The following is a 16,293-nucleotide window of genomic DNA, read 5'->3' as shown; positions in this document are numbered from 1 at the left end:
TGCTTCCGGAACCGATTTTGGTCGGGCCAGAGCAAACAGATCGAGAAACAACTTCTTCGCATAACGCGCCCTAATCCAGGTCCGCCCAATGACTCGCATCAATACCAACGTTAGTTCGCTTGTCGCTCAGAAGAACCTGGGGCGCTCGAACGCCGACTTGAACGTAACTCTCACTCGTTTAAGCACCGGCTTGCGAATCAATAGCGGGAAAGACGATCCGGCCGGTTTGATCGCCAGCGAATCGCTGCGCAGCGACATCACTAGCGTCGAAAAAGCGATCACCAATAGCGAACGCGCCAATCAATTGATTGCTACGGCCGATAGCGCCTTGGGGCAGGTCAGCTCGTTGCTCAATGATATTCGCGGCCTAATCTCGGAAGCCGCGAATACGGGCGCACTGAGTGATGAACAGGTCGCGGCGAATCAGCTGCAGATCGACTCGTCGCTGGAAGCGATCGACCGAATCGCCCAGGTAACCTCATTCCAGGGCAAACGGCTGCTGGACGGCAATCTTGACTTTATCACGCAAAATGTAAACCGTTCGTCGATTGCCGGTCTGCAGATCGACCAGGCCAACTTCGGCACGCAAACCTCGATCGGCGTGGCCGTCAAAGTCGTGCATCAGGCGACGCGCGGGACGCTCAACTATGGCTTTGGCGCGGTGGCGGACGACTTGATTCTGGAAGTCGGCGGCGCCAACGGAACCGAGGCGTTTAATTTCGCGAAGGGTTCGACGATTGAAGAAATCGCTTCGGCGGTGAATCTGGTCTCGGACGCGACCGGCGTCGAAGCGGTGTTGGAAACGGCGGCTACCAAGGGAGAACTGACCGTCAGCAGCTTTGGCAAGGATAACGACATCCTGTTGACCGCCAACGAAGCCGGTTTTGAGCCAGGCGATGTCCGAATCAAATACGCCAAAGGGACGTCGAGCACGACGACCGCGACTTACACGGCTCAAGTCGGAGACGATCCTGCGAAGCTGGAAGTGACCCTGGGCGTGACCGAGTACGAAACGGCGAGCGTGACGGTCGATACCGCCGGTTCCGACAACGACTTTTCGATCACGGCCAATCAAGCTGGCGAGGACTTTAACGACATCTCGATCATCTTCAACGATGGAGCGATCACCGGCCAAGAAACCGCCGTCTTTGACGCCGACGCCAAAACGTTGACGATCACCAAAAACGCGGCTTCGACCGGCGCCGATATCATTGCGGCGATCAATAGCACGAGCCCGCTCTCGAACACGCCGTTCGCGATCATCGATGGCGCCGCTGCGAACTCCGACTTCTCGATTACGTCCGATTCGACCGGGTTGGCCAACAATAACACGACCATCAACTTTGTTGGCGGCGGTACGGCCGGCGCCGAAACAGTCGCCTATGACAACACGGATCCGGATGCGCCGATCATTACGGTCACGATCCAAGACGGCGTCTCGACCGCCAACCAAGTGATCTCTGCGATCAATCTGGACGGCGTCACCGGCCCTTTGTTTACGGCCGCCGCCGACGTGGCCGGCAACGATGGCTCCGGCGTGATTGCGGTTGGCGACAGCGGCGCCGTCACGACCACGGCTAACAACTCGGGCGTTTCGTCGCTCTTTACGGCGGCTTTGGTCGAGACCCTGGGCACCGGCTCTGGCGCGGTGCCCTTTACCGGCACGTATGGGACCACCACGTCGGGCGGCATCGACGGCGGCGACGTTAGTGCGACAGCAAACGACGTGATCGAAGCGATCAACGCCGCCGTTGGCAATACGACGGTCACCGCTTCTTTGGCCGCCGGCAATGACGGACACGACGCGGTCACCGAGTTCTCCAATTTCGCCTACAACGGCGTCCCCGAACAAAACACGAGCTTGCAGTTTCTGGCCCCAGAAGACTCGCCCAACATCCGCTTCGTCTCGAACGCGGGAACTGAACTCTCGATCGACACGACGACCGATCCCCGCGTCGAAGGCGTCTCGCAGGCGATCATTCAAAACGCCGACCCCAACGGCACTTTCTCGATCATTGCGAAGCTCAAGGGAACCGAATACGACGGCTATACGATTAGTTTTGTGGACGACGCCACCGTCACCGGCGGCGCGAACGAATTCGGCGTGCTCGATAAAGAGAACAAAACGCTGGCCATCCACCTGGAAGACGGCGTCTCAACGGCTGAGGACCTATTGGCCGCGATCAATGATGACGCCTACATCAGCCAGTTCTTCGAAGCCAAGGATTTTGGCTCTAGCGATGGCTCCGATGCGGTGACCATCGCGGATCTGACGATACCGGCCGCGACCACCGGCGGTTTGGTCAGTGAGGGAACGCTGATCGTCAATCTGGAGACGGACGCCGACGGCAATGTCAAAACGACGGCGAACGATTTAATCGCTTTCTTTGATGATCCCAGCGCGTTTATCTCGGACCCGACCAAAGCAGCCAATGCTCTCGCCTACCTAGAAGAGCGCGGCATTAGCCTCACGAATGTCGAAGGGAGCGACGGCACAGGCGTGCTCGAAGTAACCGCCGAAGACATCGTCTTCGCTACCAGCGGCAACGACCTGGAAGACGCCCAAGCGGCTGGATCCACTTACGCCGTAAACGGCGTCAACGCCCAATTGAGCTTCACCGCGGTTAACTCGGGCGAAGAGTATGACAACGTGACGGTCAGGTTTGTCAACGACGCGACGGTAACTGCCGGCGTTGACGAACGCGGCGAATACGAGGCCGCCTCCAAAACGCTGACTTTTTATATCGAAGCAGGCACGACCTCCGCCGCCGATATCGAGGACATTTTTGACTCGCTCGACGCGAACTACAACGAAGACCTGGCCCAGTTGTTCAGCACTACCGCTGGCGGGACCGGCGGCGGATTGGTTACGACCGACGACTCGGCGACGCTGACCGGCGGCGTCATCGACACCGGCACGACCGATGGCGCCGCGTTGATCGGGAACTCCGACCTGGAAAACCTGGGGCTAACCTTTCAAGCTACCAGTTTCGGCTCTAATTCGTTTGTCAGCGTGAAGGCGCTCACCGGTGCGTTCAGCCTGGCGGATCAAAGCGGCGCCAGCAACGTGGATCGCGCATCCGGTACCGACGTCGATGTCCGCATCAACGGCATTCAAGCGATCGGCGCCGGCTTGAAAGCGTCGATCAACACCTCGTCGCTCGATCTCAGCTTTACACTAAGTGCAAGCGTCGAAAGCAATTCGAGCTTCGAATTCGAGATCGTCGGCGGCGGCGCCTTGTTCCAACTGGGTCCGGACGTCGTCAGCAATCAGCAAGCCCGACTCGGGATTCAAAGCGTCAGCACCGCCACTTTGGGCGGCGTCAGCGGACGCTTGTTCGAGCTCCGCTCAGGCGGCAGCAAGAGCCTGAGCAACGACGTCGGTGGAGCGGCCAAGGTCGTGGACGAAGTGATCTCGGTGGTGACGTCGCTACGCGGCCGCTTGGGCGCTTTTCAGAAGACGACCTTGGACTCGAATATCTACTCGTTGAATGATACTTTGGCGAACTTGACCGAAGCCGAAAGCTCGATCCGCGACGCCGACTTCGCCGCCGAATCGGCAAGACTGACTCGTGCCCAGATCCTAGTCCAGGCCGGCACCAATACGTTGGGCATCGCCAACCAGAATCCGCAAAACGTGCTGAGCCTGTTGCAAGGCTAATCGACGGGGGCAGGGGATATATTCGCCGCGCAGCATGAGGTGGGCGAGTGGGTGAACCTTACGCCGATCGGCGTAAGGTTTTGATTGGCCTGCTGCACTGCGTTCGCCAGATTTGTCTGCAGTCGCGATCGGAAGTTAATAATGTCGCCGCGCTGCAATCAGCGGGGCGAAAGAGCCTGCCAGCAGGGAGCTTCAAGCCGCTGCTATTTCGTCAAATCAAAATTGATGACATTCGTCCCAGGCTCTACGGACGCGGTCAACTCTCCCTTCTTACGATACTTGCGCGGGATCAATTCTGGCATTCTTACCGCATCGGGTTCATCACTCGAAAGAACTCGCGTACTGACAACAACCTGGTGCTCACCAGGCAAACATCCCCGCGTGTCGTAGGTGAACATCAGTTCGTATTGCCCAGTATCATCCGTGACGCCGCTCGAGGCGCGTCCCGCATCAGGATAAAAGACAACTTCCGCTTTTGGCAACGGCTTGCCATCGAGTGTGATCGCGCCCGATACCAGTCCAGTTGCGGGACCTGAGGGACCACAACCCAGCAGCAATATCCCCACCGCAAGTGCAGGCAACGTGCGCAGCCAAGGCCGCGACAAGATTACAAACATGTTAGGCATTTCTGACTTTCGCTGAATAGTTACAGAGGAATTCAATAGGGAGCGAGAGCTGTCGACTTTTGCAGAGGAAGTCGACAGCCGTGGAATTCGTCGGCGACATCGTCTTGGACGGGGTTCCCTGTTTGAATCGGGCCAACCGCCACATTGCTTTCGCCTGACGCCGGCGAGCTCGACGTTCTAGAAACTGGGAGTTACTTCCCCTCCGGATCTCGTACCTAAACCTTCATAGACGGTTCCATCAATCGTTTCAGGGATAAAAACAACGGATCCATCAGCGCGACAGAAATTGGCGCCGCCTGGATGCATGCTTCCCAGAGCTCCCCAGGCATTTGATCCATTGATCGTGAAACCTGGATTTGCGGAAGTCGAACCCAAGTTGTTATTGAGCCAATGCGCTCGATCCGAACCAACCCAGCAGGACGCGCGACGCGGCTTTTCGGCTCCGTCTTGCTCGCCGATGAAGACCGTATTGCTGGTTCCGTCAGTAAGGTCATTAAACCCGGTCGCGCTGTTCAGCCAGAAGGTTCCGCTAAACCTCTTCGTGTAACCGGCGTCGTCGGTGGCCAGATTGTCGGGGTATTCAGTACCTAAGATCGCTTTGTAGTTGGTCTTAGCGTTGTTCTTGCGATGGGGATTCGCCGTGGGCATTGGGCACGAGGGACACATGAAACCGTCGACCGCAATTTGCCCCCAATTGGTCCCCGTCTCCCACCACGAAAACCGCCCTAGGTAGATGTCAAAGTTGTCGTTCTCGTCACTCAATTGTTGAAACAGCGTTTCCTGCTCAATGTACGGCAGTACAAACACCATCCAACTTAATGAGTGCTTATCGCTCCAAGCTTTGGCGGCGCCGGATTGATCCCGATTGGAAACGCTCATCTGTCCCGGCGGAAATTTTCCAAATGTGTCGTGATGGTTGTGCAGCCCCAACCCCATTTGCTTGAGGTTGTTGGTGCATTGCATCCTTCGAGCCGACTCGCGAGCCTGTTGGACCGCAGGCAGCAACAGCGCAATCAATACGCCGATAATAGCGATCACGACTAGCAACTCGACAAGCGTGAATGCGGATTTGCGGACTAGCATAAAAGTCACCTTGAACGAAAGAGGAGAGGGTAAAGAAAAGGAATTGATAATACGAAGCGAATCAAGTCATGACGAAACCGGTCGCGGGCCGTCTCGGCTGAACGTGTCGTCATGCAACTGGGCCATACTTCCCTTACGCGAAAATAATTCAGGGCCGTCCCAAGCGAAAAAGCTCGAGAATCTGGGCTCCGCTCAATGCAACGCCGTACACGGTCAACTCATCCATACGGCCATTGAAGTTGCGAATTTTGGATGGCAACGCGCCTTTTGGCGGACTCCAATTTCCGATGGTCGCGTCCCCCAACACCAACTCGCCTTGTGCGGTTGGCTGGAACGCTTCGGACGAGATCAGCTTGCCGTTTAGGTAGTGCCGCACCTGTTGATCGGCCGCGTCATAGACGGTGACAATCTGCACCCAGTTTCCAATGTCCTGCAGCTGAAACACTTGCGGAGAACGATAGTTATGCGTCGCTACGACGCCTGGATCTGGAACGCCGAGGATGAGGTGCCCCTCTTGATGAATCTGCCAGTGCGGATTGTTCACCTCGAACTTGTCGGTCAGCAACAAGGAATTGAAGCGCCGGTCCAGTCCGTCGAGTCGAATCCAGGTTGCGAACGTCAACGACGCATAACTGCCGGGAATCGAGATCCGGACGCGATCTCCAGGGCGTTTGAATTCAAGACTCGATTTCCCCGGCCACCGTCCCTCGGCCCATTGGGCGCCAACAATCGCTCCGGTCAATTCCTTTCCGCCGGCGGCATACCCAACCAGGCTGCGATCGTCTGTCGCTTGGCGATCAAAGGGAAAGTAGGCGATCACGCGCGGGTCAGCCAAGGTCACGCTCCGCTGCTCCAGCCAATTTTCCAAATGGCGCTGAGACGCTTCGCTGGTCAAAGTTGATAACTGATTGGGCGAAATGAAATTCAACGATTGAGAATCGATCGACTTCGAGAGCCCATCGGCCGAGATCGCCAGCGCCTTCCCCTCCGAAAGCTCCTGCCGCGTCGCCAGATTTCGCTCAGAATTGGTTTCGTAGAGCTCGATTTTTCCCTCAAACACTTGCACGTTGATCGAACCATCGCTGGATATTTCCATACCAAACTCGGTCCCCAAATCGACCACTTCCATCGTCGAGGACAAGATGGTGAAACCTTGGGCAGGCTCTGGAATATTGGCTCGCAATTTCCCGAAGTGACAAATGATGTGACTAGGATCAACGATTTCCAAAGAAGCCGGCCCTTCGGCAACGACGGTAGCGCCGCTATAGAATTCAAGCTGCAACACCCCCTTGTCCCAGGCCAGCGTCTGAGGAATCAGCGTGGATCCCTCGTGCCAAGTGCTAGTGTTGGCGCCGACGACGTTTACCACCCGCGTCAGCACGGCGACGCCCGAATCGGTGGCGTCCTCTCGTGCTGGATCTGTCGAAGCCGCAATCGTAGGCGAATCTTCGTCATCGCGTCGCGCCTCTGGCCAACTCGCGATCGCGATCAGGAGAGAAGCGGCGACCGCGAGGCCGATCCAGACCCAAACGCGAGAACTAAGCGGTCGGCCTGGCTGCGCTGCTTGCCGTCCGGTCTTGGAATGCGACGAGTTAATGACCGCTTCGACAAAACGATCTGACGCGCTTTCGGCGCGAGCGCGCGTTTTGAGCGACTCGACATATCTCAGCGCGTCCCGACGCGTATCTTCGTATTGCGAGAGACGATCACTGAGAACGAGATGATCTTTCAACTGGTTCAGCTTCACAGCATCTTCGGTAATGATCGCGACCAGTTCGTCCAACTCGACAACAGTAGCGACGTCGTCCAGCAATAGTGCAAGCAGTTCGTCAAAGCGGGACTGAAATGCCACGAAGTACTCCCCAGTAAACGCTGCTATCGCGTGGTGTCGAATTGGACAAAATCGCAACCGCAGCTAAATCGATTCAGTCATCCGTCGTTCGATACATGTTTTCAGTTGCTGCCGAATCCGAACGAGCGCTTGTCGCACCGCATCGGCCTTCATCGCCAAGTGAGCCGCTAAGTCAGTCGCCTTCCAGCCATCCGCATATCTGCCGGAAACGATCTGTCGACTTTTCGGCGGCAGCTGCTCGACGCAATCGCGCAGGTGCGAAAGTCGCATCAAACTCCACTCCGGACATTCGTCGTCCGTTTCCGACGATCGCAACAACATGTCGGCCAGAACCGCGTGCTGAATTCGCTGACGCCGCGCTCCCTTGCGGATTTCGGTTCTCACCAGGTTCCGGGCAATGCCCCGAAGCCACTTTCCAACATCCTGTCGCTCATCGAAGCTATCCCTTTCACGCAGCGCCACCAAAAAAGCTTCCTGCGCGAGATCGTCCACCCATTCCGGATCGACTCCCAGCATCCGCACGAACGATCGCAATTGCACATGATTCTCGGCGACAAGTTCGGCAAACGATTCGTCGAATTCGGCATTTTGGCTGCTCATCACCAATACCTTGTCATGGACCTGGACAGTGTGACTTTTAATTTTCACAAAAAATCGTTCTCCCTCTCTTTACACCCAGATTAATGGATAATTCCCGCTTACTAAACTAGAGAAAACCGCCAAACAATGAAGCCAACGCGCCGTAACGGACCCCAGTGATGAACTGCGCAATCATGAAAATTTAGCCCCTCGAATATCAACAAGAACCATGATCAATAGACGTCTTAGGCCCCGTAAAAAGTAGCGACTTACACCCCTGCAGTGCGCTGACGTCACAGCGCGTATCAAAAGTCGTACGCGCAGCCGATCTCGTGATTCGACTCTTCCCCATGACGAGCGGCGATGGATTGAATTGAATGATTGTCGCTTGCTCATCTGCTCGACTTTCTGAGACAATAACCCAGGGCGCTGCGCACCTGACCAATCACCCGACGAAGGGAAAAGCTGGTCCTGATTCAGTCCCGTCCAACCTGACGGACAAAAAAGAAGCGGTCCGGTCCAACGGATGCGGATAGCAGAGAGGGATTGGAAAGAAAGGCTCGTACACAGGCAGGCTCGCCAGGCGGCGAGGACTGCTTATTCGCGGTGCGTTTTTCGCCAGACTTTCGGCGTGACGCCGCGGATCTTGCGGAAGGCTCGATAGAAGGTCGACAACTCGCCGAAGCCGCACTCGAAGGCGATCGATGCGATGGTGCGATCAGACTCTTCCAGCAGTTGGCACGCGTGATCGACTCGCTTGCGTTGCACGTAGTTCAGCCAGGTCTGCCCGGTTAGGCGGCGGAAGATGTGGGTGAAGCGGCGGCGCGGCATGCCCAGCTCTTTGACCACGTCGTCGATCGTGCTTGCTTCGAAGAAATACGAATCGACGTGACGCACATAAGCGGCGACCTCATCGATGTCAGGCTCTAAGCTTAGATCGCTGACCGACTCCCCCGACGGGATCGACTCGGACGTGAGCAGCGACAACACTTCCAACGCGTTGGCGACCATCGCCAGCGGCGTGGTCGGATCGGCTTGCCACTGCTGATAGAGCAAGCGGCGGAGACGGCGTTCGATCCGCTGCGAGAAATGGAGCTGACAAGCCTGCTTGCCGTGTGGCAAGACTGAGGTGACATAGGGATCAAACCCGAGCAGCCGCTTTTCGATGCACAAGACGTAAAGCGACATCGGCGAGTTGGGATCATCCTCGATCCGGTTCCGTCGCTCGGCCGGCACAACCACGATATCGCGCGGGCCAACCGGATAACTTTCGGCCCCGATCTGGATCTGCCCGTGACCCGCTAAGACGTATTGAACCTTAATAAAGGGGTGCGAGCGCCACTCCATCACGAAGCCGGGCGCATGATGGCTCTCGATGATGGCCACGCCCCAACTCGGCAGTTTCTCGGTGACCGCGGTTTGCGTGCGCACCAGCATTCGTCGCCCGGTGATCGGGTCGATCGGCGACGAACTAGCAGGAGAATGAGACATAGGCGTCTATATTAATCGCAATCGACCGCTACGTAATGAATGCAGTACGACCAGCGCATAAAAAAAACCGCGTCCGGGCGTGGACGCGGTTATTCGGTGTTTTAGCATCGCCAAGCGATCTGGTTATCGCTTGGGCGGCCCCATCGGCTGCGAACCTTCGTACGGGTCGCCGACGCGGTGCAGGTGGTTATGGTCGATGTAGACCACTTCGATGGTTTCTTCATCCACCAACGTATGCGGGAAGGGCCAGCCGATACGCTTGACTTCGGTGAAGTTGACCGTGCACTTATAGTGAGCATGGTGCAGTTGAACCGGGCCAACCAGCGGCATCACGCGGGGCGGATCGACGTAATCAGCGATCTTTTCCTTCTTGATGCGAACGTTGTTGCGATTCACTTCGTGGAGGAACGGCATTCCGCCTTCGGTCGGGCGAGCTCGTTCCAGGGCGCGGATCACTTCGTCATCGCTTGGTGGATCAAGCGCGACGTGCGGCCCGCCCGGCGGAATCGGCGGCAGGATCGGAACGCGACCATACCGCTCATGCTCCAGGAATTCGTCTTCCTTCGACTCTTGGAAGTAAGGCGAAACCGGAAAAGGCATAAAAAATGGGCCCAAATACGGACCTTGAGTCGTACATCCGACGCTGTTCAGCGTCGACGCCACGATCGCCAGGCCAAGGGCGGTGCGAAGGCTTATACGGTACATGGAACAACCTCTCAGTTTTGCCAGGGCGCTGTTTTGCGGGCGAAGCCCAATCCTTTAGGTCGCCGCACGCATGCGCGGCATTTGCTGCTAGTGCTATTTATCGTGTGAAGCTGTAACAAACTTGCGGCCTTTTCCGGTCGCACGGCAATTTCCTGAAAGGAGGGCCCAAATTTCGCTCTGCGCATGAAAAAACCCCTGAAAGGCAGCAAACTTTCAGGGGTTCGGATCGCCATCTAGCTTTCGCCCTGGCTAAACGGCTACTCGCTATCGGTGATGGTATCGCTTACGAAACTCGGCTATTAGCGGTAGTGTCGACGAGCCTTGAAGTCGACTGTCCACCAACCCTTGTTGAATTCCATCGTGACTTTACGCCAGCCGAGCGGAACTTGCGGGTACGGATAGAACGGGCCGATGTAAGGCCAAGCAGCCGGTGAGTACTGCTTCGGATATTGCAGTGCAGCGTAGTTCGGGTAAGCCGCGTAAGCTGGCCAAGCGTAGCCAGGCATCTGCGGGTTATCATATCGAACCGGAGCGGCATAGCCCGACGCGGTCGGGTAGTAGGACGGCGGCTGGATCGGAGCTGGCGGCTGCATGCGAGCCGAAGCATAGCGGAAATCTTGCGTACCGGCCGGAGCAAACGCACGCGGCATCTGACCCTGCTGTTGCGCCTGACCCTGCTGCGGCTGCTGCTGCTGGTACACCGGCATCTGAGCGATGGTCGGCGTTTGCTGCGGTGCGGCCGGAACTGGTCGTAGCATTTGCGGCCCCAACGGAGCCGCCGAAGCTGTACGCGGCAAGTCGGCGTAGATCGGCTGAGCCTGCAAGTCGCGGGGCTGACCTTCGGGCTGGACCGTTTCGGCCGCCGAAACCAAGACGCCCTGGACGGTCGGAGCATTCGGCTGATTGACGGTCACGCCGTCGACAACCTGCTCGACGCCCGAGACGCGACGAGCGATATCAATCGCCATGTCGTGTTGCGACTTGTCCGAGACATGCCCTTCGAGCCAGACAACGCCGTTTTCGACGCTGAGGCCGATGTTGAAACCTTTGAGGCTTCCTTCTGACTTCTTGCCGTTCAGCTGTTCAACGATCTGACGCGAAATCTCGGCGTCGTCGGCGTTGAGCGTCGCAACCGGGGCGAGCGTAATCGCCGCCAGAAGCGCTAATTTCCAAAACCGTCGCATGGTTCCCCCTCCTGAGTATATCCGTAAGCGATCCGAGTGAATGACGTCCGCCTTGGCTTCCGTTGCGGGACGGAAACGTCGACCTTTAGAAGTCGACCGGCGATGACGTTTGCTGCTCATGCTGCGTTGCTTGCGCTTTGCTAGGCGCCGCGGAAGCGGCATAACTGTCATTAGTTGTCGGCAATGCGGACGTCCTAATGGCACTATTTTTTCGATTTTGAGGACACAAAGGACCTCAAAATCGTTTCCTGCGCAATAAAAGAACCTCGTCGCGAGACGAGGCTCTTTAAAACGTCTACCCGCTGGCGACCAACTTTAGTGGTGCTTTGACTTACGATGTTTGAAGTCCAGCCACCAATAACCGTCATCCCATTCCAAGCTCACCTTTTGCCAGCCGAGCGGAATTTGCGGGTACGGATAGTGCGGGCCGATGTACGGATACGCGGCGGCCGCGTGTTGCTTCGGATACTGGTCAACGCCAAATCCCGGATAGCCCGGAGCTCCGCCCATACCAGGCGATGGACCGTAGCCGGGATCTCCATTGCCGACCATTCCGTGGCCGTGACCACGCATCGGCGGACAACCTTGACCCGGAGGGCATGCTTGCCCCTGGAAACCAACTTGTTGGATTTGTTGACCCGGAGCATAGCCAGGAGGCATCTGCTGCTGGTAGCTGGCAGGTTGGCCAGCGCTGATCGGCATGCCAAGCGGCACTTGCTGACCCGGCGCCTGAGCCAATGCGAACACCGGCAGCGCGAATAAAAGGAACGTGCTGGCGCTCCCGATCCACGAAAATCGCATCATCGCCTCCTGATTGCAGTGCGACACATCTGATGAATTCGCCCCGATTCTGCTGCTTTGCTGCTGGGGGCGAAGTGATTCATTGATCCAAAAGACTGGCGTTGCTTTCACCACAGGCGAAACAACAGCGACAGACTTCTAGCAATGATTTCGGCAGATCGGAGGCCTGAGAGGTAGGTTTTTTTCCGGTTTTGGCAATCATGCCGAAAGTAAGACCGCCGACAAACGCGATCCGCGCTTGCCTGGCCCCAGAAATGGCGCTGCAAACAGCCTCCGCACCATGCGACCGCTAGCAGAACCGGCGATGCAAAGATGCATTCGCTAGATCGAATGATAAGTGATCCGACTGCCTTGGCTGTCAAAGACACAGCCCACAACCAACAGCGACAACACGCTGGCGCTGCAAATCCAATAAGGACAATTGATTGCGATTTGAAGAATCGCCAGCCCGCACACCACAATCATCGACGCCACAGCGCCGCAGCGGCAAGCCGTTGCGATCCAGCCGCGGAACCGACGCTTGCGAGCGAGCGTCACCCAAGCGGCGCTTAAGCAATAGATGACGGCCAACAGCCACAATCCCCTGGAGTCGACCACATCAATAAGTCCTAGCATCCGTGCCCTCGAAGTAACAGAAGCAATACGTGGCCAAGACATCCATGTCTCGGTCGGGCCGTGAATTCTTTTCCACTTTCTCTCCCGACGGACCATTTTTTACTAAAGTCGCCCCATTTTCCGAAGAGCAATTCCCGCAGTCAGCCCATTTTGTCACAAAAAAAGCCGCTCCCAATCGGGAGCGGCTTTCCAGTTCACTTCAACTCCAGCCGACGCGAGCGGCTACTTCAGCAACTTGCCCAATTCGGTATCGAGCTGGCTGACATGAATGTTGCGACTGATGACCTTGCCATCGGCGCCGACCAAAAACATCGTCGGCAGCGTTAACACGCCCAAATCAGTCGCCAGCGGGCTATCAAGTCCGCCATCTTCGTAAATCTGCGGCCAGGTCAGGCGCGTCTGCGTCAGATACTTGGACAGATCGGCTTTGTCCGAATCGAGACTGACCCCGATCAGCTCAAAACCCTTGCGGCCATACTTCGCTTGCAACTGACGCATGATCGTCTGATCTTGCTTGCAGGGCTCGCACCAGGTCGCCCAGAAGTGGACCAGCACAACGCGACCTTTGAGCGAAGCCAGGCTAACTTGCTTGCCGTCAAGCGTTTTTCCGGCCACGTTGATCGTCTTGCCGACCGACGTCAACCGTCGCACCGAACCTTCCGCTTTTTTCGCCAGTGAAGTGCCGGCGAAGTCATCGCGAATTTGCGAGTACCAGGCCTGCGCCTTGTCTTCTTCGCCCGCAAATTCGTTGGCGATCGCCAACTGCAACATCGCTTCGGCGGCGTCATCACTCTTCGGGTAGGCTTTGACGAACCCTTCCAGATTTTCGAGCCACGCGTCCTGCACCTTGGTGAAGTTAGCGTTCGGATCTTGCAACTGTTGGGTATAGTCCGCACTCATTCGACGGAATTGGACGTACGACGCGACATCGCTGCCCGGCGCCGCTTTGGCGGTTTCCTCGGCCAGTTTCTGCAGTTTCGTCATGCCGTCAGGATATTCGCCGGTTTGCACTCCGGCGCTAATTGCGTCGGCCAATTGACGAAGCCAATTGTCGCGAGCTTCTCCTTCGCCGCTGGCCGCAGCCAACGCTTCGATCGTGACGATACGCTCTTTCGTCACGTCCTGCCGAGCGGCGGCGGTGGTCGCCATCGTCAACTTGTCATCCAATGTCTCCAGTTCATCCAGCAGCTTCTGCGCTTCGGCATTGACCGCCGGACGACCGCTGGCTCCGTCCATATCAGGCCGTTTGGCCGCAAACGAAGCCTGAAAGAAGAAACCCTGTGAAGCCGCCGAATCAGCGACGGCGGCATTGCGCGGCGCGGCGATTACTTTCCACGCGTTACCAAACTTCACCAACGTGCCGATATCGATCTGGCTATGTTCGCCTGCGGTTTCGACGACGGCGGCGACATTTTCATAGACCAGCAAGTCGAGGCTGGCGCCGTCCGTTCCGGCCGGGACGATTCCTGGTCGAGTCGCTCCAAAATGAACCCATTTCGTACCGCTCTTCACGGCCGTTTGGGCGGCGGCCCATTTGGTAAAGTCATTCGCGGCAGCCGTCAGTGAGCTGGTCAACTCGGCCGCTTTCTCTTTGCCGAGCCCCAATTCCTTCGCTTCGGTCGCCGTTAGCAGTAGCGATTGAAAGCGTTTGACGTCTTTATCGCGGACGGCGGCGACGATTTCGGCCGAGACTTCCTCAGGCGAAATGATTTCCCAGCGGTCGATCGCGCCATCTTCGTTTTCGTCAAAGCCCCAGCGTGATCCGCCGGTCGCCAACCAACGATACTGGTCGGCCTTGCTGTTGAAATCGGTGTCGAGATCGCGATAGACCTCGATTCCATTATTGTAGTAGGCCCAGAGATCGACCTTATTGTCGCCGTTGGAATCGACAAATTGACGCATCTTTTCGCCGGCGGGACCATAAACGACCCAGCCAGTCGCGCCGTTGACCTTTTCTGAGCGAATCGAGCACTTGGCGATTTCGTCCGCAGTGGGGATTTCGTATTCCACTTCCTGAAGCGGAGTGAGCTGCAGCGCCTGCTCGACGGTGGGAGTCGCGGCTTGCAGCGTCCCTGTTGCCGCAGCGGCCAGCGCGGCGGCCAACGAGAGAGTTCTATAAGGCTTGAATATCGCCATTGTTCTATGCGTCCTTGCTTCTGAGAGACTCCAGTAGTGACAGCACTAGGGATTATCCACACTTTCCCCTTTTGCTTCACCATCAATTTTCGACGAATCCGAGGGGTTTAGGCGAACCAATCCCAACTTTTTCACCTCCTTTTTCGTAGCCGAACCCCTGATCGGCAGCGGTTTTATCGCATTTTCGCCGGTTCTGGGGGCATATTTTTCGTCACAGGGCCGTAGCCCGTTTGACAAGAAAGGCTTGCTGCCTAGAATAACGAATTCCTGTTACGGCAATGCCGTCAACAAGGGCGCATAGCTCAGTTGGTTAGAGCGCGTCGCTGATAACGACGAGGTCCCAAGTTCGAATCTTGGTGCGCCCACTTCCGAATCGGTTAGGACCGAATCGGGGCCGTAGCTCAACTGGGAGAGCGCCTGCCTTGCACGCAGGAGGTTGCCCGTTCGATCCGGGTCGGCTCCACTGCTTTTTCCTGAATGCTTCCGGGCTGAACACGCCACAGAGCGTGCTAAACCAGCCTCGAAAACAACTTTTCAGAAAATTGCAGTCAGCCCCTTTACTTCGGTTTTGGTTTCGATATATTTGGACGCTTCCCCAAGGGGATCGAGACTGATCAAGGAGAGTTCAGTCATCAGGATTCGAGAGAATCGAGCCTGAACTCTCCTCGCTCAGTTCGAGCGGTTGGCCAACTTGGCCGGCAAGTTCTTTGACAATTTGGCAAATGAAGTAGATGGCATTCATCACGTCTTGCAGACGTGGTATGCGATTGAAACAAGCTTTCTTCGGAAGCGACTCATCACGCAAGTGAAGGGGAGTGGAAGTGGAAAGCGAGTTCAGTTTGCGGCCGCTGAAGTGAGCGTGAGAATATAGAGAATGCAAAAGTAACCGGACCCCCGGTTCTACAAGCTGGGGGTTAATTTTAAGGTGAAATTCTCGAGCGAATATCGTTAAATTAATCGGATATCTATAGCCGCCGCCGCGAGGCGTCGGCAGTAAGTAAGTCCGATAGCTTGAAAGATGTTCTTTGCTGAAGAGCTTTGAATATTTGTGGTCAAGCTATTAAGGGCGTATGGGGGATGTCTTGGTATCAGAAGGCGATGAAGGGCGTGGAAGACTGCGATAAGCCTGGGGGAGTTGTCAAACGAACGTTGATCCCGGGATTCCTGAATGACTTACGTTGAATACATAGGCGTAAGTGGCTAACCCAGAGAACTGAAACATCTCAGTACCTGGAGGAAGAGAAAGAAAACTCGATTTCGTCAGTAGCGGCGAGCGAAAGCGAAATAGCCCAAACCGTGGGGATTTTCCTCACGGGGTTGTAGGGTCTCTCACATGGGAGTTACAAAGCAATCTGCTAGTTGAACGACATGGAAAGGTCGGCCACAGACGGTGACAGCCCGGTAAACGAAAGCGGAATTGCCTCCCGAGAGATACCTGAGTAGGTTCAGGCACGTGAAACCTGGACTGAATCCACGGGGACCATCCCGTAAGGCTAAATACTCTCTGATAACCGATAGCGAACTCAGTATGGCGACTGAAAGATGAGAAGAACCCCTGTT

At 56.5% G+C, this 16,293-nt stretch carries 11 protein-coding genes, 2 tRNA genes and 1 other annotated feature; of the genes, 3 read left to right on the top strand and 10 right to left on the bottom strand.

The window, feature by feature from the left end; genetic code table 11:
• The first annotated feature begins 88 nt into the window (after window positions 1–88).
• A complete protein-coding gene (locus DSM3645_RS28320; RefSeq protein WP_002652917.1) occupies window positions 89–3,661 on the top strand; it encodes a flagellin N-terminal helical domain-containing protein in 3,573 nt (1,190 codons plus the stop codon).
• A gap of 203 nt (window positions 3,662–3,864) precedes the next feature.
• On the opposite strand, the gene DSM3645_RS14295 is transcribed toward DSM3645_RS28320, so the two are convergent.
• The 10 genes from DSM3645_RS14295 to DSM3645_RS14250 form a co-directional block, all read right to left on the bottom strand.
• Entirely contained in the window at window positions 3,865–4,287 is a 423-nt protein-coding gene (locus DSM3645_RS14295) for a carboxypeptidase-like regulatory domain-containing protein (RefSeq protein WP_002652916.1), read from the bottom strand.
• A 177-nt stretch (window positions 4,288–4,464) separates the two neighbouring features.
• The gene (locus tag DSM3645_RS14290) at window positions 4,465–5,370 is read right to left on the bottom strand and encodes a DUF1559 family PulG-like putative transporter (protein WP_002652915.1); all 906 of its coding nucleotides are present in this window, start codon (window positions 5,368–5,370) and stop codon (window positions 4,465–4,467) included.
• 148 nt (window positions 5,371–5,518) lie between these two features.
• Window positions 5,519–7,222, bottom strand: a complete 1,704-nt coding sequence (locus DSM3645_RS14285; protein WP_002652914.1) for a LamG domain-containing protein — start codon at window positions 7,220–7,222, stop codon at window positions 5,519–5,521.
• Window positions 7,223–7,285: 63 nt separating this feature from the next.
• Entirely contained in the window at window positions 7,286–7,870 is a 585-nt protein-coding gene (locus tag DSM3645_RS14280; protein WP_237564819.1) for a sigma-70 family RNA polymerase sigma factor, read from the bottom strand.
• 528 nt (window positions 7,871–8,398) lie between these two features.
• Window positions 8,399–9,292: a helix-turn-helix domain-containing protein gene (locus tag DSM3645_RS14275; RefSeq protein WP_081444828.1), complete on the bottom strand. Its 894-nt coding sequence runs from the start codon at window positions 9,290–9,292 to the stop codon at window positions 8,399–8,401.
• 123 nt (window positions 9,293–9,415) lie between these two features.
• Window positions 9,416–9,997 (bottom strand): hypothetical protein, encoded by a 582-nt coding sequence (locus DSM3645_RS14270; RefSeq protein WP_002652911.1) that lies wholly within the window; start codon window positions 9,995–9,997, stop codon window positions 9,416–9,418.
• A 299-nt stretch (window positions 9,998–10,296) separates the two neighbouring features.
• The gene (locus DSM3645_RS14265; protein ID WP_002652910.1) at window positions 10,297–11,181 is read right to left on the bottom strand and encodes a BON domain-containing protein; all 885 of its coding nucleotides are present in this window, start codon (window positions 11,179–11,181) and stop codon (window positions 10,297–10,299) included.
• 315 nt (window positions 11,182–11,496) lie between these two features.
• On the bottom strand, window positions 11,497–11,982 hold the full coding sequence (locus DSM3645_RS14260; protein WP_237564818.1) for a hypothetical protein: 486 nt from the start codon (window positions 11,980–11,982) through the stop codon (window positions 11,497–11,499).
• A 321-nt stretch (window positions 11,983–12,303) separates the two neighbouring features.
• Window positions 12,304–12,597 carry a hypothetical protein gene (locus tag DSM3645_RS14255; RefSeq protein WP_040351850.1) on the bottom strand — a complete coding sequence of 98 codons (294 nt, stop codon included), beginning with the start codon at window positions 12,595–12,597 and terminating at the stop codon, window positions 12,304–12,306.
• 222 nt (window positions 12,598–12,819) lie between these two features.
• Window positions 12,820–14,733 carry a redoxin family protein gene (locus tag DSM3645_RS14250; RefSeq protein ID WP_116344407.1) on the bottom strand — a complete coding sequence of 638 codons (1,914 nt, stop codon included), beginning with the start codon at window positions 14,731–14,733 and terminating at the stop codon, window positions 12,820–12,822.
• A gap of 291 nt (window positions 14,734–15,024) precedes the next feature.
• On the opposite strand from DSM3645_RS14250, the gene DSM3645_RS14245 reads away from it, so the two are divergent.
• Window positions 15,025–15,098, top strand: a tRNA-Ile gene (locus DSM3645_RS14245).
• Window positions 15,099–15,123: 25 nt separating this feature from the next.
• Window positions 15,124–15,196, top strand: a tRNA-Ala gene (locus tag DSM3645_RS14240).
• 617 nt (window positions 15,197–15,813) lie between these two features.
• Window positions 15,814–16,293: a sequence feature (23S ribosomal RNA rRNA prediction is too short), on the top strand.

This window comes from Blastopirellula marina DSM 3645, from assembly GCF_000153105.1.
GTDB lineage: Bacteria > Planctomycetota > Planctomycetia > Pirellulales > Pirellulaceae > Blastopirellula > Blastopirellula marina.
Note: the sequence above shows the minus strand (reverse complement) of the source record. Positions and strands in the feature narration are given on the sequence as shown.

Coding starts and splice junctions, on each gene's coding strand:
- DSM3645_RS28320 (WP_002652917.1), top strand. CDS start 89: ATGACTCGCATCAATACCAACGTTAGTTCGCTTGTCGCTCAGAAGAAC.
- DSM3645_RS14295 (WP_002652916.1), bottom strand. CDS start 4,287: ATGCCTAACATGTTTGTAATCTTGTCGCGGCCTTGGCTGCGCACGTTG.
- DSM3645_RS14290 (WP_002652915.1), bottom strand. CDS start 5,370: ATGCTAGTCCGCAAATCCGCATTCACGCTTGTCGAGTTGCTAGTCGTG.
- DSM3645_RS14275 (WP_081444828.1), bottom strand. CDS start 9,292: ATGTCTCATTCTCCTGCTAGTTCGTCGCCGATCGACCCGATCACCGGG.
- DSM3645_RS14270 (WP_002652911.1), bottom strand. CDS start 9,997: ATGTACCGTATAAGCCTTCGCACCGCCCTTGGCCTGGCGATCGTGGCG.
- DSM3645_RS14265 (WP_002652910.1), bottom strand. CDS start 11,181: ATGCGACGGTTTTGGAAATTAGCGCTTCTGGCGGCGATTACGCTCGCC.
- DSM3645_RS14260 (WP_237564818.1), bottom strand. CDS start 11,982: ATGCGATTTTCGTGGATCGGGAGCGCCAGCACGTTCCTTTTATTCGCG.
- DSM3645_RS14255 (WP_040351850.1), bottom strand. CDS start 12,597: ATGCTAGGACTTATTGATGTGGTCGACTCCAGGGGATTGTGGCTGTTG.
- DSM3645_RS14250 (WP_116344407.1), bottom strand. CDS start 14,733: ATGGCGATATTCAAGCCTTATAGAACTCTCTCGTTGGCCGCCGCGCTG.